This window comes from Streptomyces sp. SM18, assembly GCF_002910775.2.
Classification (GTDB): domain Bacteria; phylum Actinomycetota; class Actinomycetes; order Streptomycetales; family Streptomycetaceae; genus Streptomyces; species Streptomyces halstedii.
In genome coordinates this window covers 1938570-1962779 of the sequence record NZ_CP029342.1, presented here as the reverse complement: position 1 = coordinate 1962779, position 24210 = coordinate 1938570, and the positions used below count along the sequence as shown (strand labels likewise).

Genomic DNA, 24210 nt, shown 5'->3' with positions numbered 1-24210 from the left:
CATGTGGTTCCGTGGAGCGTCCCGGGCCGTCGAGACCTCGCTGGAGCCGCCTCCCGGCTACTACGGAGCCGAAGGACCGACGCCCGGTGGCACCCAGCGGGGGCTGATCCTGGACTGGGTCGTCAGCCGGCGGATCGCGACCGGATGGCGGGTGGAGTCGCGGTCCGGGAGCCAGGCCGTCCTGGTGCGCGGGCAGCCCGTCAACCACGTGCTGCACGCCTTCCTCACGGTGTGTTCGTGTGGCGTGTGGGGCGTGGCCTGGGCCGCCCTGGCGTGGACGAACAAGGTCGAGCGCATCGCCCTCACCGTCGACTCCCGAGGCCGGGTGCTGACCGTGACGGCCCCTTGACCGGCTCACCCGAACGGGTGCGTCCGGGTCGTCGTGGAGGTGGGCGTCCTCCAGGGTCGGAGCTGCCCGTCCACCTGACGGCGACGGGCCTCCCGCCCGTCGAGTGGAGGATCCCATGACCCAGTCAGCACCCTCGTCCAGCGACACCCGACCGCCCCGGCGCCCCGGGCCGCCGGGCAGCCCGTGGGCGGCGGGCGGGACCATGTTCGCCGGTGTCCTGCTGTTCGTGGACGGCGTACTGGACGTCTTCAAGGGCATCGCCGGTATCGCGTCCGACGACGTCTACGCACGCGTCAGGAACTACACGTTCAAGTTCGACGTCACGGCCTGGGGCTGGATCCACCTCGCGCTCGGGATCGTCCTGATGATCGTCGGTCTCGGCATCCTGAGGGGCGCCGGATGGGCCCGGTTCGTGGGTGTGGTGCTGGCGGCCCTCAACATCGTTGCCAACTTCATCTGGCTGCCCTACCAGCCGGTGTGGGCCATCGTCTCCATCGCGATCGACACGTTCGTGATCTGGGCCCTGTGCACCTCCCGGACGAGGCCGGTCGTCTGAGGTGGGCCACGGGCGGCAGGACGGCCGGGAACCGGGCGGCACGGGGCCGGAAGACACCGCCCGTCTCGCCGCCGACGCCTACGTCTACGGCTCGGCGCTGGTCCGCCAGATGGCTGCGGTGCGGGCCTTCCTCCAGCAGGGGTACGGCACCCTCGGGCCCACGCCGTTCAACGACTTCGCCCACGCGGAGGGCCCGGCCACGCCCGCCGCGCACGTCCCGGGCGCGGCCCCCGACCTCGTCGACGCGCTCGCCCAGATCGACCTGTCCGGCGGGCCGGTGCGGCTGCACGTGCCGGACACCGGCGGGGAGTACTACGTGCTCCAGTTCGTGGACGCCTGGACCAACACCTTCGCCTACGTCGGCAGCCGGGCCACCGGTACGCGGGAGGGCGACTTTCTGCTCGTGCCGCCCGGCTGGGCCGGGACCGTGCCCGACGTGGAGACGGGCGTCATCGACGCCCCCACGTCCGTCGTGTCGCTCGTCGGCCGCATCGCCTGCCACGGGCCCGAGGACCTGCCCCGGGTACGCGCCCTCCAGCAGGAACTCACCCTCACCCACCTCGGCGACCGGGCGCACCGGACGGGGGTGCCCGCGCCGGACTCCGACGTGCCGGTGGCGCTGGGCTTCTTCGAGCGGATGCGGGTGTGGGCGGCGGACTTCCCGCCCGCCCCGGCCGACCTCGACCACCAGGCCCGGTTCCAGCCCCTGGGGCTGCTGGAGGAGGGCCTCTCGCCGTACGTGTCGCCCGGGCCCGCGCTCGTGGAGGCGCTGACGCGGGGGCTGGAGCTGGGCCGGGCGCGGGTGGCGGCGGCGAGCCGGTTCCCGGAGCGGCCGGAGGCCTGGTACGCCGAGCCCCACCTGCACGACTACAACCTGGACCACTTCGGTGTCGGCACCCTCGGCTCGCCCTGGTGGCAGGTCCCGGACCGGGAGGCCGCGTACCTGGTGCGGGCGGTGGCGGCGCGCCGGGCGCTCTGGGAACCGCACGGGTACGAGGCGATGTCCGCGTCCGCCGTCCGCGACGCCCGTGGGCACCGCTTCGACGGCGCCCACGGCTACCTCCTGCGGCTGGACCCGCCGCCACCCGTGGGGGCCTTCTGGTCGCTGAGCGTGTACGAACTCCCGGGGAACCACCTGGTCGCCGGGCCGGAGGAGCGGTACGCGATCGGATCCCGGACGCCGGGCCTGGTGTACGAGGACGGCGGCGCGGTGACCCTGCACATCGCCAGGGAGCGGCCCAGGGAGGCGGGCCGGGCGGCGAACTGGCTGCCCGCACCCTCCGGCGGCTTCCGGCTGGTGATGCGGATGTACGCCCCTGACCAGGCGGTTCTCGACCGTACGTACGCTCTGCCCGCTGTGGAACGGGCCGCCGGGGCCTAGCGTTCGGGCGGACTGTCAGTGGTACGCGTCACACTGGAGACATGTGCCGCAACATCAAGACCCTTCGTCCGCCCGCCATCCCCGAGGAAGCCACCGAGGAGGAGATCAGGGCCGCCGCCTTGCAGTACGTGCGCAAGGTGTCGGGCTTCCGGGCGCCCGCCGCGCACAACCAGGAGGTCTTCGACCGGGCCGTCGCCGAGGTCGCGGAGGCTACCGCCCGGCTGCTGGACGGTCTGGAGATACGGGGAGCCGCTTCGGCCCACGTGTGAGGAGCCGCCGTCCGCGTGCGCGGCAGGTGCCCGGGTGCCCTTGTGCCCGGAGTCTGAGGGGCTGGGCCGGCTCTCAGACTCCGGTCGGGGTGGGCCGCCGGTCGCGGGCGGGGCGCCGGACGACGACGGCTGCCAGCGAACCCGCCAGGAACAGGGCGAGCACCGAGACGGCCGTGCCCAGCCAGGTCGCGCCCAGCCACTGGCCGCCGAAGTAGCCGAGGCCCACGCTGTACGCGGCCCAGGCCACGCCCGCCAGGGCCGACCAGGGCAGGAAGTCCTTCGCCCGGCGATGGGCGGCGCCCGCGCCGAGGGAGACCACCGAGCGGCCGGCCGGGGCGAAGCGGGCCACGACGACGAGCGCGCCCCCACCGCGGCTCAGGGCGGCTCCGAGGCGTTCCTGCGCGGTGGTGAGGCGGCGGGACCGGGCGATCGCCCGGTCCAGGCGTGCTCCGCCGCGCCAGGCGAGACGGTAGGCGACCAGGTCGCCCAGTACGGAGGCGGTGGCCGCGCACAGCATCAGCACCAGCAGGGACGGGACCTGCCGGGTGGCACCGCCGGCCGCCGCGGTGACCGTCGTCGTGCTCGCCGCCGCGGCCGTCGCGGCCGCGATCACGAGCACACCGCTGGGCAGAAGAGGAAGGAACACGTCCAGAAGCACCGAGAGGGCGACCACCGCGTAGATCCATGGGCTGCCGGTCAGCGCACCCACACTCTCAAGCACGTTCCACTCCCCGTTCGTGTCGCCGCGTGTAGACACCGCGACGTCGCAGGGAGCGGCCGGAGCGGCAGGCCGACGATAGGCCAGCACTCCAGGATACTTCTGGGGTTCAGGTGAAGTTCGCCGGTGGGTAGCGATGTTGTGCAGGTCACGTACGCCCCGCCGGCCTCGGGTGGGGCCGGCGGGGCGTATCGGACGTCGGGGCCGGTCAGACCGGGACGGCCGGTGACTTCTCGCGCGTGGTCCGCTCCTCCTCACGCGGGGGAGCGGTGCGGGTGGAGAACAGCCGGTCCACGGCCACGGCGCCGGGGCCCGTGAAGACCAGCAGGAGGAAGGCCCAGCAGAACACCGCCGAGGACTCGCCCCCGTTCTGCAGGGGGAACAGCGAATCGGGCTGGTGAACGCTGAAGTACGCGTACGCCATCGATCCGGAGGCCGCGAGGGCGGCGACGCGGGTGCCGAGGCCGAGTGCGACCAGGGTGCCGCCGACGAGCTGGATCACCGCGGCGTACCACCCGGGCCAGGTGCCGACGGGTATGGAACCTCCGCCCATGGCGCCGCCGAGTATGCCGAAGAGGGAGGCCGCGCCGTGGCAGGCGAAGAGAAAGCCGATCACGATGCGGAAGAGCGCGAGGGCGTAAGGCTGTGCCCTGTTCAGATGCGTGAACATGTGGGGGTGGGCTCCTTCGGTACGGGGACGTGAACCGATCGGATCCGACAGGTTAGGTTTGCCTCACAAGTGCTTGCAACTTAAACAGTTCGTCAAGCTGGCCGAAAAGTTTTCACGCGTTCGAATTCCGCTCGCCCGTCCGGGCCGTGACCGCTGGTGGACCAGTGGATCGCCGATTGGCCTGAACCAATGGCGGCCCGGGAATTCCGGTCACGGCGGGGGAGTGTCATCAGCTGATCGTCCGGCCGGACCGGCTGGTGCCGCGTCGGTGCGCCGGGCCCGGCCCGGCGTACCCGTGGCGGCTCGATGCGTGCTGAATGCACCGGTCCGGCCGGTCCTGGTCGGGTCGGAGGGCTGTCTTCGGGGGCGTGAAGGGGGAGTTGTGGGCGGGAGGGCAGGTCAGCGAGGGGAGGCGGGGGTCCCGAGTGTCGGCCGGTGACTTCTGGGGCCGAGGGGCCGGGTGACATGAACATGGTGCACATCGCCCGGGAGGGCGCAAACCGTCATCAGGGGGTCACGGCCCCGGCCGGCGTTCCGCAGAGCGGTGGACGGGCGGCGGAACGCTCAGGGGGTGCGCCCGTGTGATGTGCCAGGTCACGGGCGTGCCGCGCTCTCCCGCCGGGTCCGCCCGGGTCTCCGGCCGCGCGCCTTCCCCGCGGTGGAGGTGCCTGCCCGGCCGGGGGACGCGGTCCCGGCCCCTGGCGTCGCGGGGGAGGTGTGGCGGCCGTCGCCGAGGGGGATTCCAGCGGGCGTCGAGATGGCGGCGACCGGCTCTGCGGAGCCCTTTTTCGCGCATCCGCCGGGCATTGCCGACCGTGCGTACCAATGAGCGCTCCCGGGCCGGGGCGGGGGCCGTCCGGGCGCCCGGCACCGGCTCTGTACTCGGCCGAAAATACGCACGCCTTCGGCCGCCTGCCTGCACCTTATGAGCGGAGGGGGCTCCAGATGATGGCCGAGGTGTGCCTTACGCGGGTGGTTTCCCCGATGGGGCGGGCGGCTTCGCCTTCCCGGCGGTGCGGCGGGGGCCCCGGGCGGGCCCCGCCTGCGAAGCGCGGCGGGATCCCCGGGCGGCCATCGGAGCGGTGTGGCGGGTCATCAGGGCGGTGCGGCGGGGTTCCCGGAGGGCGTGACCGGGAACCCCGCCTGGTGCGGCCGGGGTCCCTGCGGGGATTCCGGCCTGGTGCGGCGGGGGCTCAGCAGCCCTTCAGCGCGGTCTGGAGCGCGGTCTTCTCGGCCGAGTCCACGCTGAGGTTGTAGTAGTGCTTCACGTGCACCCAGGCGCGGGCGTACGTGCAGTGGTAGGCGGTGCGCGGCGGCATCCACTTGGCCGGGTCCTTGTCGCCCTTGGACTGGTTGACGTTGTCCGTCACCGCGATGAGCTGAGGGCGCGTCAGGTCATTGGCGTACGCCTGGCGTTGGGCGTTGGTCCAGCTGCTCGCGCCGGACCGCCACGCCTCGGCGAGCGGGACCATGTGGTCGATGTCCACGTCGGAGGCGGCCGTCCAGGTGGCGCCGTCGTACTCCGAGTACCAACTGCCGCTGGTCGCGGCGCAGGAGGCGTCCTGGACGACGCCGGTGCCGTCGCGCTTCAGGACGACCTCGCGGGTGTTGCAGGTGCCGGACTGGGTGATCCAGTGGGGGAACTTGTCGCGGCTGTAGCCCGAGGAGGAGCCCTCGGCGGAGACGGTGAGCTGGCTGAGGTAGGTACGGGCGGTCGATGCGGCGATCGGCGTGGGCATCGCGGCCTGGGCGGCCGGGGCGGTGAGGAGCACCGTGGTGGCGGCGAGGGCTGCGGCGGAGGCGGCGACGGCTATGCGACGCGCGTAGATGCCGAGCATGTGAACTCCCTTGATGTGGGGGGAACCTGCGGACGACGTGCGGTGGCCCGGTCATCGTGGCGATACCGGGTTTCCGTGTGGTGGTCGTCAGGTAACAGAGTGGCGACATGCGCACGTCACATCAAGGGGTACGGGCATAGCTCTGACGTTCCGTCTGTAGTTCGTTCGGACCGAGGCGTCGGCCGATGAGAGGGTCAACGGGCGCTGTCTGTCCGCGCGTCGGCCGTGGAACGGGGCGTTCGCGGGGCTCACCGTGCGGCGGAACGGGGCGCACCGCGTACGAACGGGCGCCCGCCGGACAGCGGATGGCGACGCGCGAACGAACGCCCGCCGGGAGGCGGTTGCCTGCCGGCGGGCGGTGGAGGGCGAACGGGTGGTGCGGTGCGGACGGGCGCCGGAGGGAGGGTGTGCGGCGGGGGCGGTCGCCCACCGGGAGGGAGTGCCTGGCGGGAGGCCGGAGCCCACCGGGTGGCCGGAGCCACCGGGAGCGGACGTCCGCGCGGGAGGCGGGTGCCTACCCAGGAGGCAGGCGTCCGGCGAGGGGTGGGTTGTCTGAGGGCGGGCCCTTAGCGCGCGGCGTCGATGTGCAGGCGGACGCGGCCCTCGGGCGTCGCTTCCACCCGGAGCCGGGTCAGGTCCTCGATGTACACGTCCGGCGAGAACGCCGCCGCGCGCGGGCCGATGCCCACGATCCGCATACCGGCCGCGCGTCCGGCCGTGATGCCCGCCTCGGAGTCCTCGAAGACGACGCAGTCCGCCGGGTCGAATCCCAGGTCCGCCGCGCCCTTGAGGAAGCCCTCCGGGTCCGGCTTGCTGGCGCCGACGTGCTCGGCGGTGACCCGCACGCTCGGTACGGGAAGGCCGGCCGCGCCCATCCGGGCCTGGGCGAGCGCCTCGTCGGCGGAGGTCACCAGCGCGTGCGGCAGTCCGGCGAGCGACGCCATGAACGCGGCGGCGCCGCCGATGGGCACCACGCCCTCGGTGTCGGCGGTCTCCTCGGCGAGCATGACCCGGTTCTCGGCGTGGTTCTGCTCCATCGGGCGGTCCGGCAGGAGGGCGGCCATCGTGGCGTACCCCTGGCGTCCGTGGACGACGGCGAGGACCGTCTCGGGGGCGAGTCCCTGCCTCTGGGCCCAGCGGCGCCAGCAGCGCTCGACCACGGCGTCCGAGTTCACGAGCGTGCCGTCCATGTCCAGGAGGAGGGCGCGGGCTTCGAGGACGGTGGCCGACATGGGCAGGCTCCAGAGCGCGGTGGTGCGGGCAGCCCATGGCTGCGGGGCGGGAGAACAAGCAGCCCCGCCCGCCGGTCAGGGAAAACGGGCGGAGGCTACTTTGTTCCATCACGATACAAAAACCGGCGCCCGAATGCCAGTCCCGCACGTCGCGGACCTCGTGCGGGGGCCCGGGGCGTCAGTACGGCCGTCCCGAACCGGTCGTCTCGGCCTCCAGCGCCCTGCGGGTCTCCGGGCCGTACACACCCGGAGGGTCGGTGCTGACCGAGACCCACCGCTGGAACTCACGCACCGCCCGCTCCACCCGGTCCGTGTAGTGGGCGTCGTCCGGTCCCATGTAGATCCACTTCTCCTGCAACCGGCGCTGGAGCTCCGCCACTTCCGGTCCCTGGTCGCCGCGCCGCAGTGTTCCGCCCGTGGCCTGGACCGGGGGTGCGGCCGGTGCCGTGCTCGGGGACGCGGAGGCGGACGCCGAGGGCGGCGGTTCCGTCGCGGCGGTGGCGCTGGGGGAGGCCGAGGCGCTCGGCGAGGCGGAGGGGGAGGAGGACGCGGAGGCCGACGGGGAGGCGGAGGCCGAGTGGGAGGGGGTGGGGGAGCCGGACGCCGACGGGGACGCGGACACGGAGGCGGCCGGCTCGTCGGTGACGTCCGGGACGCTCGTCGTGATCTCGGGCAGGGCCTCCTCGTCGGGCTCGTCGCCGCCGAACAGCCCGCTCGCGAACGCGGCGGTCCCCACCACCGCGGCCACCGCGGCGCCCACCGCGATGGCGGCGAGGGGCTTGCGACGCCGGGGGCGTACGGGGTCCGGAGCCTCGGCCGCGTAGGTGTCGGGGGTACGCCGCCGGGGCCGGCCGGGGGTGCCAGGGGCCCCGGGGTCCGGTGTGCCGCCCGCCGCGCCCCTCGCCGCCGCGTCGCCCAGGAAGAGCGCCATCGTCGGGGCCTCGGCCGGTGCGCCGTGCTCCCGCGTCCCGCCGTTCGACCCGTCGTACGCCCCGGTGCCCGGCCCGCCGGACGTGCCGCCGTGAGTGCCGCCCACCGTGCCGCCGGACGTGCCGTCGTGCGTGCCACCCGACGCCCCGCCGCCCGGCCCGTCGTGCGTGCCGTGGTGCGCCGCGTCGTTCGGCAGTGTCACGTACGGCCGGATCCGCAGCGGGTCGAAGTCCTCGGCGGCGGCCATCTCCGCCGTGCGCGCCGCCACGTGCCCGTGGTCCGTCCACTGCTCCGGCCCGCCGTCCTGCCGGGCCGTGCCCGCGACGGCCACACAGCCGCAGCCGGGTCTCGCGCCCTGATCGCCACCGCACTCCGGGCACATATGTCCGGTCATTGTGGGTCCCCTCCCCTGTGAACTGCCTGCGATTATGCAGGCCGTCATGGGCAAGCCCCACGCTCGCATCTCCTTCTCGGCAGGCCATAACGGGATGTAACGGCCAGGATGGGGGAAAGTGGATCCGAGGAGATGGTCATGGCCCAGGAGTTGAGCCCGCCCGCCGCAGCGCCGGGCGAGGGACGGTCCACGCGGAGTGTCCTGGTGGCCATCGGCGCGCTGCTCCTCGGCATGCTGCTCGCGGCACTCGATCAGACCATCGTCTCCACCGCGCTGCCGACCATCGTCAGCGACCTCGGCGGCCTCGACCACCTGTCCTGGGTGGTCACCGCCTATCTGCTCGCCGCGACCGCGGCGACCCCGCTCTGGGGCAAGCTCGGCGACCAGTACGGGCGCAAGAAGCTCTTCCAGACGGCCATCGTCATCTTCCTCGTCGGTTCGGCCCTCTGCGGCCTGGCGCAGAGCATGCCCCAGCTCATCGGCTTCCGCGCCCTCCAGGGACTCGGCGGCGGCGGGCTGATGGTCCTGTCGATGGCGATCGTCGGCGACATCGTCACGCCGCGCGAACGCGGCAAGTACCAGGGTCTGTTCGGCGCCGTGTTCGGTGTCACCAGCGTGCTCGGCCCGCTCCTCGGCGGCTTCTTCACCCAGCACCTCAGCTGGCGCTGGGTCTTCTACATCAACCTGCCGATCGGCGTCGTCGCCCTCCTCGTCATCGCCGCCGTCCTCCACATCCCCGTCCGCCGCACCAAGCACACCATCGACTACCTGGGCACCTTCCTCATCGCCGCGGTCGCCACCGCCCTGGTCCTCGTGGCGTCCCTGGGCGGTTCCACCTGGGCCTGGGGCTCGTTCCAGATCATCGCCCTGGCCGTCCTCGCCGTCGTCCTCCTCGTGGCGTTCGTCGCGACGGAGCGCCGGGCGGTCGAACCGGTGCTGCCGCTGAAACTGTTCCGGATCCGGACCTTCACCCTCGTCGCCGTCATCAGCTTCGTCATCGGGTTCGCGATGTTCGGGGCGATGACCTACCTGCCGACCTTCCTCCAGGTCGTGCACGGCATCACCCCGACCCTGTCCGGGGTGCACATGCTGCCGATGGTCTTCGGCCTGCTGATCACCTCGACCGGCTCCGGACAGATCGTCAGCCGCACCGGGCACTGGAAGGTCTTCCCGGTCACCGGAACCGCCCTCACCGCGGTCGGCCTGCTGCTGCTCTCCCAGCTGTCCCGGTCCAGCTCCACCTGGACGATGAGCCTCTACTTCTTCGTCTTCGGCGCCGGGCTCGGCCTGGTCATGCAGGTGCTCGTGCTGGCCGTGCAGAACGCCGTGGGGTACGAGGACCTCGGCGTCGCCACGTCCGGCGCGACCTTCTTCCGGTCCATCGGCGCGTCGTTCGGCGTGGCCGTCTTCGGCACCATCTTCACCAACCGGCTGACCGGCAAACTCCAGGCCGCGCTCTCCGGCCGCTCGCTCCCGCCCGGTACGGACGCCGGGTCCCTGGCCGCCGACCCCCGGGCCCTCGGGCGGCTCCCGGCCGACCTGCGCCCCGCCGTCCTCGACGCCTACTCGAACTCGATCACGGACGTCTTCCTCTACGCGGTCCCGGTCGTCCTCGTCGCCTTCCTCTTCGCCTGGTTCCTCCGGGAGGACCCGCTGCGCGGCTCGGTGACCGCCCCCGACCCCAGCGAGACGCTCGCCTCGAACCCGGTCCAGCGCTCCTCGCTGGACGAATGCGCCCGCGCCCTGTCCGTACTGGCCACCCGGGAGGGGCGCCGGGAGATCTACGAGAAGATCACCGAGCAGGCCGGGTACGACCTGCTGCCCGCCGCCAGCTGGCTGCTGCTGCGCATCAAACGGCACGGCACCGTCGAACCGGGCCGTCTCGCCGAGGTCGCCCCCGTGCCGCTGCGGGTGATCAGCCAGGCGGCCCGCCAGGTGGAGGAGCGCGGCCTGGTCCGGCGCGTGGGGGTGCAGCTGGTGCTCACCGAACCGGGCGCCGAGGCGGTGGTCCGGCTCTCCCGGGCCCGTGAGGACTCACTGGCCGAGCTGCTGGGCGACTGGTGGGGCCCGGACCGGCCCACCGACCTCGTCCGCCTGGTGACCGAGCTGACCGCCGAGGTGAGCGGTTCCAGCCGGGAGCGGCCGCACATGCCCGAACCGCGCCGCGACCACTCGGCCTGAGCGGGCGACCCGGTGGGCCGAGCCGTCGGGCGGGCCCCCGGCCCGGCGGGCCCCGGCGGTCCGGTGGGCGCCGGCGGTCCGGTGGGCGCGGGCTCACAGCTCCTTGGCGAACCAGTGCTCCGCGTACGGACCCTCGTTGAACGCCGGAACCTCCACGTAGCCGTGCTTCGCGTACAGCCCCCGTGCCTCGACCAGGTCGTGCCGGGTGTCGAGGCGGATCCGCGTCACCCCGAACGCCCGCGCCGCGCGTTCGGCCGCCGCCAGCAGCAGCCCGCCACCGCCCGTGGACCGGAACGCGGGACGTACGAACACCCGGGTCAGCTCGGCGGTCGTTCCGTCGACGAGGAGCAGACCCGCGCAGGCGGCCGGCCGCTGCCCGTGGCGCCCCACCACGAACTCCCCGGTGGGCGGGGTGAGCCGCTCGGCCCCGTCCCCGGCCAGACCCGCGTCGATCTCCCCGGCGGTCGCGGGACGCCCCCAGTAGCGGCTCGCCACCTCGTCGTAGTACGCGCGTCGCAGGAGCGCCGCGTCGGGGCTGTCGAAGCGCTCGGGGGCCACCGTCCAGGTCATCGGGCCATTCTGGCCACGAGGTGGACGACGTGACGAACTATTAAGGGCGGTCCTGCCGGACGGGGGCCCCGGAGCCGTATGCGGGCTCGGTGCGCCCGTTTCCCGCCAAAGCATCGTGACAGTCAGGCGAAGAGGGGGTTGATTGGGTCTGCCGGACAAGGTAATGGCAGGCTTCATCCGCACATACCCGGACCCACCGGGACCGTGTGCGGATCTCTGGGAGGGGCGGCGCCAAGTGGCAGAGGCGGAGCGCGGTGCGCGGGGGGACGTGACGGCGGAACCGGGGGCGAGAGCCGGGGTGGTCCGGGCGGTGCTCTGGCTCGTCGTGGCCGTCCTCGGGGTACGGCAGATGGCGGCGGTGCTGGACCGGCGCCCCGGTGAGAAGCTCCTCGACCTGGAGAGCTGGACCGGCCAGGACGGCATCCTGCACGTGACCGGGTCCCTCTACGAACCGGGCCGGTTCGCCGGGACTCCGTTCGCCGGGCTGGTCCTGAGACCCCTGACGACCTCGGCCGAAGAGGCGCTCGGTGTCGTCTGGACCTTCGGCAGCCTGCTGCTCGTGGTGGCGCTCGGCCTCGTCGCCGCGCGGGGACTGCCGGGGCCCGTCGCCCGGCGCACCGGTTATCTGGCCGGACCCGTCGCGGTCACCCTGTTCATGGTCTCGCTGCCCGTCCGGAACACGCTGTACCTCGGCCAGACCAGCATCCTCCCCGTCCTGCTGGTGCTGCTGGCCTTCTTCGCCGTCCGGCAGGAGCGGCTGTCCGGGGTGCTCGTCGGGCTCGCCGCGGCCCTCCAGCCGGCCGTGCTGCTCTTCGCCGTGCTGTTCTGGTTTACCGGGAGGCGCCGCGCCGCCGTGGCCGGGGGCGCTTCCTTCGCCTTCTGCACGGCGCTGGCCTGGGCGGCGATGCCGCACGACTCCTGGACGTACTGGGTGCACCATGTGGCGGGCGCGGGGCTGGGCGGGAACCCGGACAGCCTGGCCAACCAGTCCCTGCACGGGGCGCTGCTCCGGTTCGGGCTCCAGGGGCCGCTGGAGATCGTGCTCTTCCTCGTCCTGGCCGTCGCCGTCACCGTCCTCGGGCTGCGGCGCGCGGTCCGCTACGCCCACGACGGGCAACTCCTGCTGGCCGTCGCCGTCACCGGCTGTGTGGCCGTCGCCGTCTCGCCCACCACCTGGCAGCACCAGCTGCTCTGGGTGCTGCTCGCCGTCGTCGGCCGGGTCGGCACCAAGGCCTCCGACCGGCTGGTCTGGCCCGCCGTCGTGGTGCTGGTCCTCACCCTGCCCGGCAAGATGCTGCTGCCGAACATCGGGGCCCTCCTGCCCGTACGCGACAACGTGCTGCTCATCGCGGCGCTCGGGGCCGCCTGCGTGGCGCCGTTCCTGCCGCGCACCTCGCCCCACTGGCAGCGGCCCGTCCCCACCGACTACGCGGTCCCGGTCGCGTCCCGGTTCTCCTGGGTGCCGCTGCTGCCGTTCTGGCGGCGGGTGCTCAGCCGCCCCAACCTGCTGCTGGAACTGCTGCTCATCCGGGTCGTCTACTCCGCCTACGCCAAGGTCCGGCTCGCGGCGGCGGTGGGGCGCCCCACCGCCGAGGAACACGGCCGGCAGATCCACTCCCTGGAGCAGTGGCTGCGCATCGACGTCGAACACTGGGTCAACCACACGGTCGTCGGCATCCCCTGGCTGCGGGAGTTCTTCGACTACTACTACTCGACGTTCCACTTCATCGTGCCGCTCACGATCCTCGGCGTGCTGTACGTACGGCGGCCCTCCGACTACCGCTGGGCCCGCAGCTCCATCGGTTTCGCCACGGTCCTCGCCCTGGTCGGCTTCTGGCTCTACCCGCTGGCCCCGCCGCGCCTGATGCCGGGCCTCGGCTTCATCGACACCGTCCACGGGATGCAGGACCTTTCGAGTCCGGACTTCGGGGCGCTGACGGCGGTGACCAACCAGTACGCGGCGATGCCCTCGCTGCACTTCGGCTGGTCTCTCTGGTGCGGTCTGGTGATCCTCGTACTGGCCCCGAAGGGGTGGATGAAGGCGCTGGGCCTGCTGCACCCGCTGTTCACGGTCTCGTGCATCGTCGCCACCGGGAACCACTGGATCCTGGACGCGGTGGGCGGGGCGACCGTCGTGGGCCTGGGCTTCGGCCTGACGTACGCCCTGGCCGGACCCCGCCGGCTCCTCCCGAAGACGCCTGAGACGGAGGCGACGGAAGAGGCGAAGGGGACGGAAGAGGCCGCGAGCACGCGGGGGACGGAAGCGGTGGAGGGTACGGACGAGGGCGCCGGGACGGGCCCGGGGTCCGGCGGCGGTACGGAGGAGCCGGTGGCCGCACCGGCGGGCCGGACGACCTGACGGCGGGCGCGCGGGCGCGACCGTACGGCCCGCGCGCCGCCCCTACCGTTCGGGGGCCTCGAACGTCACCGGGGCCTCGAAGGCCGCCCGGCGGGTGGCGCGGCGCAGCGCCTTCAGCAGGGTCGGCCCGATCGCCAGGGTCAGCACCACGGTGAGGGCCGCCCGGCCGAGGTCCCAGCCGAGCGAGGTCGCCAGACAGTACGCGAGGAACCGGACCAGGTTCTCGCCCAGCGGGTCGCCCGGGACGAAGGAGATGCCCGAGGCCTGGCCCGGCACGATCGTCCAGCCGTACAGGTTCATGATCGTGCCGTACGCGAACGCCGCCACGAAGCCGTACCCCGCCAGCATCAGCAGCTCACCCCGGCCACGCAGCCGTTCGGCGCCCGGCAGCAGGCCCGCGCCCATGGCGAACCAGCCCATCGACAGCATCTGGAACGGCATCCACGGCCCGACCCCGCCGGTGAGCAGCGCGGAGGCGAACATCGTCACCGAGCCGAGCACGAAGCCGAAGCCGGGTCCCAGCACCCGGCCGCTCAGCACCATCAGGAAGAACATCGGCTCCAGGCCCGCCGTCCCCGCGCCCAGCGGGCGCAGCGCGGCACCGACCGCCGCGAGCACGCCGAGCATCGCCACCGCCTTGGCGTCCAGGCCGCCGTCCGCGACGGTCGCGACGGCCACCCCGACGAGCAGCACCAGCAGCACGGCGAAGAGCCACGGCGCGTCCTGGGGGTGGGCGACCCCGGCACTCGTACCGGACGCCAGCAGCGGCCAGCCGAACGCCATCAGGCCGATCGCGCCGACCAGCACGAGCGCGACGACGGCCCTCGGGCCGAGGCGGACGGGGCGTGCGGGGCGGGGGCCGGTCATGCGGGGGGCTCCGTCGGCGGGGCGGCCTCCAGGGCCGTACGGACCTGGGTCACGGTCAGCCACTCCTGGGGGGCCAGGATCTTCGCGGTCTGCGGGGCGAAGGCGGGGGAGGAGACCACCACCCGGGCGGTCGGGCCGTCCGCGACGACCTCGCCGTCCGCGAGGATCACCACCCGGTGGGCCGACTCCGCCGCCAGTTCCACGTCGTGCGTGGCCAGGACGATGGCGTGGCCCTCGCCGGCCAGTCGGCGCAGGACACCGACCAGCCGGGCCTTGGCGGCGTAGTCGAGGCCGCGGGTGGGCTCGTCCAGGAGGAGGAGCGGGGGCCGGGCGGTGAGGACGAGGGCCAGGGCCAGCGCCAGCCGCTGGCCCTCGGAGAGGTCGCGGGGGTGGGTGGCGTCCGGTACGCCCGGCAGCAGCTCGGACACCAGGGCGCGGCAACTGCCGGGGGGCGCGCCCGCGTCGGAGTCGGCCGCCGCGCACTCGGCGGCGACCGTGTCCGCGTACAGCAGGTCGCGGGGCTCCTGGGGGACGAGCCCGACGAGGCGCACCATCTCGCGGGGGGCCGTACGGGACGGGCGCAGGCCGCCGACGAGCACGGAGCCCGAGGTGGGTTCCAGCATGCCGACGAGCGCGGACAGCAGGGTGGACTTGCCCGCGCCGTTGCGTCCCATCAGCGCGACGGTCTCACCCGGTGCCACGGACAGCGTCACCCGGCGCAGCGCCTCCACCCGCCCGCGCCGCAGCCCGAGCCCGTCGGCACGGGCGACGACACCGCCCCGGGGGAGCGGCGCGTCTCCGGGTACGCCGGGGGCTCCTGGTACGCCAGTGGCGGGGCGGCGGCGTCCCCGCAGCCGGGCGAGGAAACCGCTTCGGGGAGCGGGGGGTTCCACCGGCGCCGGGGTCTCGGCGCCGGACGGGTGGTCCGGCGCGGCCAAGCCGTCCACCGGACCCGGACCCGGACCCTGCCCCGCGTCCGCGTCTGGGCCGGTCAGCGGGGCCAGCCGGGCCCGCAGCGGTGCCGCGCGGCGGCGGGCGTCGCGGATCGACAGGGGGAGCGGGTCCCAGCCCGCCAGGCGGCCGAGGTCCACCACCGGAGGGCGTACGGGCGAGAGCGCCATGATGTCGGCGGGCGGGCCCAGCACCGGGGCGGCGCCCGGCGAGGGGAGCAGGAGGACCTGGTCGGCGTACTGCACCACCCGCTCCAGGCGGTGTTCGGCCATCAGCACCGTGGTGCCCAGGTCGTGGACCAGCCGCTGGAGCACCGCCAGCACCTCTTCGGCCGCCGCCGGGTCCAGCGCGGACGTCGGCTCGTCCAGGACCAGGACCTTCGGGTGCGGGGTGAGGACCGAGCCGATCGCGACGCGCTGCTGCTGGCCCCCGGACAGCGTGGCGATGGGGCGGTCGCGCAGTTCGGCCAGGCCCAGCAGGTCCAGCGTCTCCTCGACCCGCCGCCGCATCACGTCGGGGGCCAGACCCAGCGACTCCATGCCGTAGGCCAGCTCGTCCTCGACCGTGTCGGTGACGAAGTGGGCGAGCGGGTCCTGGCCCACCGTGCCGACCAGGTCGGCCAGTTCACGGGGCTTGTGGGTGCGGGTGTCCCGGCCGTCCACCGTCACCCGGCCGGTCAGCACCCCGCCGGTGAAGTGCGGGACGAGACCCGACACGGCCCCCAGCAGTGTCGACTTGCCGACACCGGACGGGCCGACCAGGAGGACCAGTTCGCCCTCCGGGACGGTGAGGTCGACGCCCGAGAGCGAAGGGCGGTCCGCGTCCGCGTACCGCACCGCGACCTGTTCGAACCGGATCACGCCTGCTCCTCGGGGTCCACGGGGGAGGCCGCCGCCGGGACGGGCGCGACGACGGCGGGCAGCAGCCCGGCCAGCACCGCCGCGGCGGGCCACAGCGGCAGGACGGGCGGGCTCAGCGGTACGACACCGGGGTGCAGCGCCTCCGGATCGGCACCCGCGGCCACGATCAGGGCCGCCGCGACCAGGACGCCCGAGCCCGCGACCAGCCACGCCCGCGCGCCCCACCGGTCGGGCCGGTACCGGGTGCGCACCGAGCGCCGGCCGCCGAGCTTGAGCCCGGCGAGGGCCGCGACCAGCCCGGCCCCCAGCAGCGGCAGCCCGTACACCGCGCCCTGCGCGGCCAGCAGCCCGTACGTGCCGGCGCACACCCCCAGCAGTCCGCCGAGCGTGAGCGCGTTGGTGGTGTGCCGGACGGCGGGCGGGACCTGGGCGGTACGCCCGTACCCCCGCGCGTCCATCGACGCGGCGAGCGCCACCGACCGTTCCAGGGCGCCCTCCAGGACCGGCAGCCCGATCTGGAGCACCGCCGCGACCCCGCCCGTGGGGCGGCCGCGCAGCCGGCGGGCCGTCCGCAGCCGCAGCACGTCGGCGACCATGTTCGGCGCGAACGTCATCGCGACGACGACGGCCACCCCCGCCTCGTACAGCGCGCCCGGCAGCGACTTGAGCAGCCGGGCCGGGTTGGCGAGCGAGTTCGCGGCGCCGACGCAGATCAGCAGCGTGGCCAGCTTCGCCCCGTCGTACAGCGCGAAGACCAGTTGCTCGGCGGTGACCTGGCCGCCGACGCGGACACCCTGCGCCCAGTCGGGCAGCGGGATCTCGGGGAGGGTGAAGAGCAGCCGGGTCCCCGGGACCGAGGAGCCGAGCAGGACCGAGAAGACCAGCCGCACCCCCACGACGAACAGGCCGAGCTTGACGAACGCCCCGTAGGAGCGGGCCCACGGCGCGTCCGTGCGGCGGGCCGCCACCACATAGCCGGCCACCCCGACCAGCAGCCCGAGCAGCAGTGGGTTGGTGGTGCGGGAGGCGGCGGTGGCCAGCCCCAGCGCCCACAGCCACCAGGCCCCGGCCGGCACCGCGTTGCTGCGGCTCGCGGCGGGCGCCCGCAGGGCATGGGGGAGCCGGGCGAGGCCCGTGGAACGGTTCATCGGCGGCGGCGGGCCCGCAGGACGGCGGCGGCACCGAGGACGAGGACCGCGACGCCCCCGGCGAGGACCCCGGCGGACGGGCCGCCCCCGTCGTCGCCGGAACCCTGGGCGGCGGCGGTCGGGGAGGCGTCGGGGCTGCCGGCCGGAGCGGTGGACTCCGCCGCGCCGCTGTCCCCGGAGACCTGCTCACCGCAGCCGGAACGCGGATAGCCGGAGATCGCGCAGAGCATCGCGGAGCTGTCGTACCGCAGGGGCTTCGCCACCGACGCGAGCGCCTGGGCGGTGCTCGCGTCGGGCGCCACCCGGGCGCACGCGGTGCGCGGCGCGGGCGGGGTCTCGCCGTCCGGCGCGTCGGCGGCCGTACCCGCGTCGATGACCAGCGCGACCCGCTTGCGGCCGTCCTGCGCCGGGGTGCCCGCGCAGATCGCGGCGAAGTCCGGGGCGCGGCGCGGCCGGGCGGCGTCCTGGGAGTCCTCGCTGACCGCGAAACGGAACCCCTGCACGGTGCCGTCGTCGGGCCGGACCAGGGAGGGCCCCTGGGTGGCGTACGTCCAGGTGGTGCCGGTGTCGCCCTCCCAGAAGGACCAGTAGCGGTATCCGGCCGCCTGCGCGTTCCCGGCGCCGAGCACGGTCAGGGCCGCGGCGACCAGGAGGAGCAGCACGGCCGTGCCGCGCGGGTGCCTCACAGCTGCTGGTTCTTCCGGCGTCCGCTCAGCAGGAAGCCGATGCCCGCCCCGAAGGCGAGTCCGATGCCGACGAGCCACCAGACGCCGAGTCCGCCGTCGCCGCTGCTGGTGTTCTTCGGCGTGGAGTCGGTCGCGGTCGGGGACGGCACGGCGGTGGCGGCGGGCGCGGGGCCCGTCGCGTTGAGCTGCCGTACGAGGTCCACGCCGCCGAAGTCACGGGCGTCGGTGCCGGTCGCGTGGGCGGCGAGCACCAGTTGGGCGGTGGCGGCCGGGCCGCCCTCCTTCGCCCAGCCCTGGGCGTTCTTCTCCAGGTAGGCGACCGCCTTCGCCGCCTTGTCCTTGTGGCCGGACGCGGCCAGCGCGACGACCGCGTCGGCGGTGTTGCCGAAGTCGGGCTGTGGGTCGGAGTCCTCGGCGCCGGGCATCGGCGGGGTGTCCAGGTGGCCCGACCCGGCGAGCGCTCCGGCCAGGTAGAAGGCGCCGTTCTGCGCGGACTGCTCGGGGGTGAGGCCGGTGCCCTTGTGGCAGACGGGGTCCTTGACGGCGTTGGAGTTGCCCGTCGCCATGCCCTTGCCCATCGCGCCGAGCACCGCGGCGGCGGTGGCGTCCGCGTTGGCGGTGAGCGTGCCGTCCTTGTCCGGCTGGTAGGCGAACGCCCCGCCGTCCTCGCCGCCGCACGGCAGGGCGAACGACTGGAGCGCCGTGTACGGCGTCTTGCCGTCGGCGGTGGTGAGGTCGGCCAGCGGCACCCCGGCCCTGGCCAGGGCACCGATCACCACGGCGGTGGAGTTGGCGTCGCTGGGGCTGCCGGGGTTGTAGCCCCAGCCGCCGTCCTCGTTCTGGACGGACTTCAGCCAGCTGACCCCGTTGTCCACGGCCGGGCGGTTGGTGCCCAGCTCCATCAGCGCCTGGATCGCGGCCCCGGTGGCGTTGGTGTCGGCCAGCGTCTCGGCGTCGCAGGGGCGGGAGGCGTCCCGGTAGGCGGCGAAGGCGCCGCTGTCGCACTGTTGGCCCACGAGCCAGTTCACCGACTCGGTGGCGGGGGTGACCAGCTCGATCCGCTGGGCCAGGAAGGCCATCGACTGGCGCCACACGCCGTCGTAGGTCGGGTCCTTGGTGCCGTACAGGCCTGCGGGCAGGTCGGTGGACGGGGAGGGGGACGGGGCGGCGACCGCGGTGGGGGCGGTGGCCGCACCGAGCACGGCGGTGATCGCGAGCGCTGCCGCGCGGCGGCGTACGGTCATGGCTTGGGTGGGCCTCTCCTGCGAGGGCCGGGCACGGGCGCACGGATGGCGCCGGGCTCCGGCCCCGTGTACCTCGACGGTGCCGCCCACCGGGGTTCCGGTGGCACGAGCCGGTCACGCTGACGTGCGGGGCATTCCGACTGGCCACCCGGCGGGGGGAGGACACGGCTGCGGGTCAGTGCCGGATTCGCACCGGCTTCCCCCCGTACGGGCATGAGGACGACCCGCTCACTCTACCGGGGGCGGTGTGAGCGCGGGCCGGCCCCCTGCCGCCGTACCCGGCGGTCCGTGGCGGCGAACCATGGGTGGGGGCTTCACAGCAGGTCAGGGCACATGCGACACTCCGGCGGAAATCACACGGGCGGTGCCCGTGGAGCGGGTCGAGACCGGGCGGGAAGCACCTGTGCGCAGAGGAAGAACGGCGGCCGTGACCGTCGCCGTGAGTGGGTTCATGAGCGTGGCCTCCGGCTGCGGGCTCCTCGGGCAGGAGGCGGGCGCGGCGAAACCCTCGCGGGTGCCGCCCGCCCCGTTCACCGGGGAGACGGTGGCCGGGGAGATATCCGCCTACACCACGGCGGCCGGGCTCCCGGAGGGTGACACGTCCCTGGACGGTCTGCCGGAGGGCGGCTGGCGGGCGTGCGTCGTGCCCTGGTCCGGGCAGGTGCCCGAGGACGTGGCAGCCGCCGGTTTCGAGGGCACGGAGGAGCGGCTGCGCTCGCACGACTGGGAGATCGTCTCCAGCCACGCCGAGGGGGAGGCGGTCTTCCGCACCTTCGCCAAGCGGGGCTGGAAGCTCTACGCCCGCTCCTGGGCGCTGCTGGGACCCGACCGTACGCGGAGCGTCACGTTCACCGGCGTCGAGGACGGCTGCGAGGTGCCCGGCGAGGTGCGGGACGAGTACACCGACCCGGCCGCGCCGTGAGGGGGCCGCTCCGCCGGAACCGTGGGCGGGGAGAGCGCGTCGTGGGAGGTATGGACCAGCCGAACCAGGGCTCCGCGGGGTGCCTGCTCGCCGTCGCGGGTGCCGCGATCGCCACCCTCGCCTGGGCGCCGCTCGCCCGTGTCAGCGTCACCGGTGGTTTCGAGCAGTCGCGCCGCGACCTCAGCGTGCTCTACGTCGATCTCCCGCTGATCGCCCTCGGCGGGGCGCTGCTTCCGCTGCTGGTCTGGATGCTGGTCCTGCGCCGACTGCACCGGCCGTGGCTGGCCTTCGCCGCGGCGGCGGTGTCGCTGGCGCTGGGCGTGTGGGGGCTCACCCTGTGGTGGGAGCCGTACCAGCAGCCGGAGTTCCTGGGCGGGGCGCCGTGGGCGGGCGCGCCGGGGTGATGGGCGGGCACACCGGCGGGACCTGCGGCCCCTCAGCCGCCCTGGCCGTTCCAGGACCGCCAGAGTGCCGCGTACGGCCCCTGGGCGGCGATCAGTTCGTCGTGGGTGCCGAGCTCGACGATGCGGCCGTCCTCCATGACCGCGACCCGGTCGGCGTCGTGCGCGGTCTGTAGCCGGTGCGCGATGGCGATCACCGTGCGATCGGCGCGGACGGCGGCCATCGCCCGTTCGGCGTGCCGTGCCGTCGTGGGATCGAGAAGTGCGGTCGCCTCGTCGAGAATCAAGGTATGGGGGTCCGCCAACTGCACCCGTGCCAGGGTGAGTTGCTGGGCCTGGGCGGCGTCGAGCTGAACCCCGCCGACGCCGAGACGGGTGTCGAGCCCGTCCGGGAGCTCCTGGGCCCAGTCGGCCTCCACCATGGCGAGCGCGGCGAGCATGGCACCGTCGGCGGCGTCCGGCGCCGCCATCGTGAGGTTCTCCCGGAGGGTCCCCAGGAACACGTGGTGCTCCTGGGTGATCAGGACGATGCGGTTGCCCAGCGCGCCCGCCGCGGCGAGGGCCGCCACCGAGACGCCGCCCACCTCGATGGACCCCGTACGCGGAGCCCCCACACCGGACATCAGCTTGCCGAGGGTGGACTTGCCCGCGCCCGAGGAGCCGACCACCGCCAGCCGTTCGCCGGGACGCACCGTCAGGTCGACGTCGTCCAGCACGTCGTGCGTGCCGGAGTACGCGTACCGCACTCCGGAGACCTCGATGCGGCCGTCGGCGGGCTGCCGGGAGTCCGGCACGGTCGTGTCGGTGACCAGGCCGACGCCCTTGACCCGGGCGAAGGAGGCCCCGCTGCGCTGGAGCTGCTCCACCCAGGCCAGCGCACGGTCGAGCGGGTCGACGAGCTGCCACATGTAGAGGCTGCTGGCCACCACCACACCCAGGGCGACCGACCCGTTCAGATAGGCGAACCCGCCCACCAGGAGGACCAGCGCCAGGGGCAGCGTGTGCGCGAACCCGGTGACGGGGAACAGCACGGTGCGCAGGAACAGGGTGCGCCGGGCCGCCCGGTACGTCGTGTCGATGGTCCTGTCCGTGTGCAGCACCCGGCTCTCGCGCAGCCCGAACGCCTCGACGGTGCGGGCACCCTGCGCCGTGGCGTTCAGCGCCTCGGCGACGTCGGACGCGGCCGCGCCCTGGGCGAGATAGGCGTCCCTGGCCCTGGCGAGGTACCAGCGGCCGGCCCACCAGACGAACGGCAGGCCCACGAGCGCGCACAGCCCCAGCAGCGGATGCAGCACGAAGACGGCGACGAAGATGAACAACACCTGCACAAGGGCGATGAACACGTCGGGCGCCGCATTGCGCAGCGTCAAGGCCACGGTGTCGACGTCCACGGACGTGCGGGTCACCAGATCGCCGGTGCCGACCTGTTCGACCACCTTGGCCGGCAGGGCGAGGGTCCGGTCGACGACCTCCTCGCGCAGCCGGGCGAGCGCGCGCTCGCCGAACCGGTGGGAGTGGGCCCGGGCGTACCGGGTCAGCACCAACTGGGCCACGGCGACGAGGAGTACCGTCATCGCCAGCCGGTCGACCCCCTCGGTCGTGATGCTGCCCTGCTCGACCCCGCTGACGATCCTGCCGAGCAGCCACGGGCCCGCGAGGCCCGCGAGAGAGGCCAGACAGGTCAGGGCGATGATCTTGACCATGGCGGGGCCGTCGGCCGTGAGCAGCCCCCAGGTGCCCCGGCGCACGGCTCGGGCGTCGGCGACCGGGAGCCGCGGTACCTCGTACGAGCCGCTCATCGGCTGATTCCTTCCTGGGTACCGGCTGCCCGGACGGACGGTTCGCTCTCGTCCGGGGCGTTCTCGTCGGTGCCGCGGAACACCAGGGCCCGGTAGTCGCTCTGCCGCGCGAGCAGTTCACCGTGCGTGCCCGTCGCGACGACCTGGCCGTTCACCAGGTACGACACCTGGTCCGCGTGGCCGAGCAGCAGCGGGGACGTGCTGACGACGAGGGTGGTGCGGCCCTGGCGGGCGGCCTTGACCCGCGATGCGACGGTGGCCTCGGTGTGCGCGTCCAGGGCCGAGGTCGGCTCGACGAGCAGCAGGATCTCGGGGTCGGCGAGCAGCGCCCGCACGAGCCGCAGCCGCTGCCGCTGGCCGCCGGACACATGGAGAGCCCGGTTGCGCAGGCGGGATTCGAGCCCGTCCGGCAGCGACTCGACGATGTCCTCGGCCACCGCCGCGCGTATCGCCCGCCCGATGTCCTCCTCGGAGTGGGAGTCCCGTACGGAGACGGCGGCGCGGACCGAACCGCCGAAGAGGTACGTGTCGTTGTCGGCGAGGAGGATGTGCCGGCGCACCTCGGCGAGCCCTATGCCGGCCAGCGGGACGTCGCCCCAGGTGACGTCGGAGTCCGTGTAGCGGCCCAGCCGTTCGACCACCGCCCGGGTCTCGTCGGGCCTGGCGCTCACCAGGGCCGTCGTCCGGCCTGCGGGAACCACCAGTCCGGAGGCCGGATCGCGCAGGTCGGCGGGGCCGTTCGGCCGCGGCACCAGCGTCCTGCCGTCCTCGACGTCGGGTCTCATCGCCAGGATGTCGGTCACCCGGCGCGCGGAGACGAGCCCGCGCGGGAGGTCGTCGGCGCCCTCGATGAAGAAGGTCACGGGCGCCAGGAGCGCGGCGACGTACCCGTAGACGGCCACCAGTTCACCGACCGTGATGGCGCCGCTCGCGGCCATCCGCGCGGCGATCCAGGTGACCAGGGCGAGGAAGATCACCGGCAGGCACGCGCCGAGGGACTGCACCCAGCTGGTCAGGGAGGCGACACGGTAGCCGTCGGTGAGGAGTGCCTGGGACCGCTCCCGGTAGCGGCGGGCGAACATCGGCTTCCCGCCGATGCCGTTCAGCACGCTCAGCCCGGTCACCATGTCCACCGCCTGGGCGGTGAGTTCGCCCTGTTTCTCCCGGTAGGTCCCCTCCACCCCGTGCAGCTTCTCCAGCAGGGGGCCGATGGTCACCGCGAGGAGCGGGACGCCCAGCAGGACCACGAGCGCCAGCAGGGCGGAGATGCGGAACAGCAGCACGGTGGCCACGGCGTACGCGATGACCGCGCCCACCCCGGGCCCCGTGACGGTCAGGGTCTGGGCGATCCGGCCGATGTCGCCCGCCTGCAGATGGGCCAGCTCGCCCGCCGACACCTTGCCGGGCAGCGCCGCACCCAGGTGCGTGACGTGCCGGACGACGACCTGCACCGTGCGGTACGCCGCGTCGGTCCGGATGAGGGTCATGGTGCGGTGGCGCAGGATGCCGAGGACGGCGACGGCCGCGCCGACCACGAGGAGGACCGAGATCCACAGGACCAACTGCCCCCGGTCGCCCGCGTGGAGACCGCGGTCGATCGCCTGGGACATGATGTGCGGCGGCAGCATGAGCGCGCACATCCACGAACTGCCCCACAGGGCCCCGAGGGCGACCCGCTCGCGTTGCGTCCTGACCAGCCACCAGAGGTAGCGTGCCGGGCCGCGGTGGTCCGGCGCTCCCGGATCGGCGTGGGGGACGCTGCGCGGGTACGTGCGCGGATCCGGTCCTTCGGTCATCTCGGGCTCCTCACGTCGGTGTGTCGAGCAGGACTCGCGTCGCGGCGAGACTCCGGCACGACTCGGCGGGGCGACGTGCGGCTGTCCGG

The 24210-nt window shown here is 74.0% G+C and carries 21 protein-coding genes and 1 riboswitch; of the genes, 8 read left to right on the top strand and 13 right to left on the bottom strand.

Annotated features, from left to right (window positions below; genetic code table 11):
• The first annotated feature begins 1 nt into the window (after position 1).
• The 4 genes from B9S64_RS08720 (at position 2) to B9S64_RS08705 (ending at position 2555) form a co-directional block, all read left to right on the top strand.
• Positions 2 to 349, top strand: a complete 348-nt coding sequence (locus B9S64_RS08720; protein ID WP_103491762.1) for a hypothetical protein — start codon at positions 2 to 4, stop codon at positions 347 to 349.
• A gap of 115 nt (positions 350 to 464) precedes the next feature.
• Positions 465 to 905, top strand: coding sequence for a hypothetical protein (locus tag B9S64_RS08715; RefSeq protein ID WP_103491763.1), 441 nt, complete (start codon positions 465 to 467; stop codon positions 903 to 905).
• 1 nt (position 906) lies between these two features.
• Positions 907 to 2286 (top strand): DUF1254 domain-containing protein, encoded by a 1380-nt coding sequence (locus B9S64_RS08710; RefSeq protein ID WP_258037901.1) that lies wholly within the window; start codon positions 907 to 909, stop codon positions 2284 to 2286.
• Positions 2287 to 2327: 41 nt separating this feature from the next.
• The gene (locus B9S64_RS08705; protein WP_103491764.1) at positions 2328 to 2555 is read left to right on the top strand and encodes a DUF2277 domain-containing protein; all 228 of its coding nucleotides are present in this window, start codon (positions 2328 to 2330) and stop codon (positions 2553 to 2555) included.
• A gap of 73 nt (positions 2556 to 2628) precedes the next feature.
• Here B9S64_RS08705 and B9S64_RS08700 read toward each other — a convergent pair whose 3' ends face one another.
• The 5 genes from B9S64_RS08700 to B9S64_RS08675 form a co-directional block, all read right to left on the bottom strand.
• Complete coding sequence (locus B9S64_RS08700; RefSeq protein WP_103491765.1) at positions 2629 to 3276, bottom strand: DedA family protein; 648 nt, start codon at positions 3274 to 3276, stop codon at positions 2629 to 2631.
• A gap of 205 nt (positions 3277 to 3481) precedes the next feature.
• Positions 3482 to 3943 (bottom strand): DoxX family protein, encoded by a 462-nt coding sequence (locus tag B9S64_RS08695; protein WP_028439913.1) that lies wholly within the window; start codon positions 3941 to 3943, stop codon positions 3482 to 3484.
• Positions 3944 to 5136: 1193 nt separating this feature from the next.
• Positions 5137 to 5781, bottom strand: coding sequence for an HNH endonuclease family protein (locus B9S64_RS08690; RefSeq protein ID WP_103491766.1), 645 nt, complete (start codon positions 5779 to 5781; stop codon positions 5137 to 5139).
• 566 nt (positions 5782 to 6347) lie between these two features.
• The gene (locus B9S64_RS08680; protein WP_103491768.1) at positions 6348 to 7013 is read right to left on the bottom strand and encodes an HAD-IA family hydrolase; all 666 of its coding nucleotides are present in this window, start codon (positions 7011 to 7013) and stop codon (positions 6348 to 6350) included.
• A 178-nt stretch (positions 7014 to 7191) separates the two neighbouring features.
• Positions 7192 to 8337 (bottom strand): peptidoglycan-binding protein, encoded by a 1146-nt coding sequence (locus tag B9S64_RS08675; RefSeq protein ID WP_103505201.1) that lies wholly within the window; start codon positions 8335 to 8337, stop codon positions 7192 to 7194.
• Between the two features lie 108 nt (positions 8338 to 8445).
• On the opposite strand from B9S64_RS08675, the gene B9S64_RS08670 reads away from it, so the two are divergent.
• Positions 8446 to 10518, top strand: a complete 2073-nt coding sequence (locus B9S64_RS08670) for an MFS transporter (protein WP_258037673.1) — start codon at positions 8446 to 8448, stop codon at positions 10516 to 10518.
• Between the two features lie 93 nt (positions 10519 to 10611).
• Here the strand turns inward: B9S64_RS08670 and B9S64_RS08665 are convergent, their stop codons facing one another.
• A complete protein-coding gene (locus B9S64_RS08665; RefSeq protein ID WP_103488657.1) occupies positions 10612 to 11088 on the bottom strand; it encodes a GNAT family N-acetyltransferase in 477 nt (158 codons plus the stop codon).
• A gap of 235 nt (positions 11089 to 11323) precedes the next feature.
• On the opposite strand from B9S64_RS08665, the gene B9S64_RS08660 reads away from it, so the two are divergent.
• A complete protein-coding gene (locus tag B9S64_RS08660) occupies positions 11324 to 13447 on the top strand; it encodes a bifunctional glycosyltransferase 87/phosphatase PAP2 family protein (protein ID WP_258037674.1) in 2124 nt (707 codons plus the stop codon).
• 42 nt (positions 13448 to 13489) lie between these two features.
• On the opposite strand, the gene B9S64_RS08655 is transcribed toward B9S64_RS08660, so the two are convergent.
• Genes B9S64_RS08655 through B9S64_RS08635 form a run of 5 tightly spaced genes read right to left on the bottom strand, consistent with a single transcriptional unit; the run spans position 13490 to position 19203 of the window.
• Positions 13490 to 14314: an ECF transporter S component gene (locus tag B9S64_RS08655; protein ID WP_103488658.1), complete on the bottom strand. Its 825-nt coding sequence runs from the start codon at positions 14312 to 14314 to the stop codon at positions 13490 to 13492.
• Positions 14311 to 16125, bottom strand: coding sequence for an ABC transporter ATP-binding protein (locus tag B9S64_RS08650; RefSeq protein ID WP_103488659.1), 1815 nt, complete (start codon positions 16123 to 16125; stop codon positions 14311 to 14313). The genes B9S64_RS08655 and B9S64_RS08650 overlap by 4 nt, the downstream gene beginning before the upstream one ends.
• Positions 16122 to 17273: a cobalt ABC transporter permease gene (locus B9S64_RS08645; RefSeq protein ID WP_103505200.1), complete on the bottom strand. Its 1152-nt coding sequence runs from the start codon at positions 17271 to 17273 to the stop codon at positions 16122 to 16124. Before B9S64_RS08645 ends, B9S64_RS08650 begins: the two co-directional genes overlap by 4 nt.
• Entirely contained in the window at positions 17270 to 17959 is a 690-nt protein-coding gene (locus tag B9S64_RS08640) for an SCO2322 family protein (protein WP_109492014.1), read from the bottom strand. The genes B9S64_RS08645 and B9S64_RS08640 overlap by 4 nt, the downstream gene beginning before the upstream one ends.
• Entirely contained in the window at positions 17956 to 19203 is a 1248-nt protein-coding gene (locus tag B9S64_RS08635; protein WP_103491702.1) for a prenyltransferase/squalene oxidase repeat-containing protein, read from the bottom strand. Before B9S64_RS08635 ends, B9S64_RS08640 begins: the two co-directional genes overlap by 4 nt.
• Positions 19204 to 19311: 108 nt before the next feature.
• A riboswitch (cobalamin riboswitch) is annotated at positions 19312 to 19434 on the bottom strand.
• 196 nt (positions 19435 to 19630) lie between these two features.
• On the opposite strand from B9S64_RS08635, the gene B9S64_RS08630 reads away from it, so the two are divergent.
• Positions 19631 to 20125: a hypothetical protein gene (locus tag B9S64_RS08630; protein WP_103491701.1), complete on the top strand. Its 495-nt coding sequence runs from the start codon at positions 19631 to 19633 to the stop codon at positions 20123 to 20125.
• A 50-nt stretch (positions 20126 to 20175) separates the two neighbouring features.
• Positions 20176 to 20529, top strand: a complete 354-nt coding sequence (locus tag B9S64_RS08625; protein WP_103491700.1) for a hypothetical protein — start codon at positions 20176 to 20178, stop codon at positions 20527 to 20529.
• A gap of 32 nt (positions 20530 to 20561) precedes the next feature.
• Here the strand turns inward: B9S64_RS08625 and B9S64_RS08620 are convergent, their stop codons facing one another.
• Both B9S64_RS08620 and B9S64_RS08615 read right to left on the bottom strand, forming a co-directional pair.
• Positions 20562 to 22325: an ABC transporter ATP-binding protein gene (locus B9S64_RS08620; RefSeq protein WP_103491699.1), complete on the bottom strand. Its 1764-nt coding sequence runs from the start codon at positions 22323 to 22325 to the stop codon at positions 20562 to 20564.
• A complete protein-coding gene (locus B9S64_RS08615; RefSeq protein ID WP_103491698.1) occupies positions 22322 to 24121 on the bottom strand; it encodes an ABC transporter ATP-binding protein in 1800 nt (599 codons plus the stop codon). Before B9S64_RS08615 ends, B9S64_RS08620 begins: the two co-directional genes overlap by 4 nt.
• Positions 24122 to 24210 lie beyond the last annotated feature (89 nt).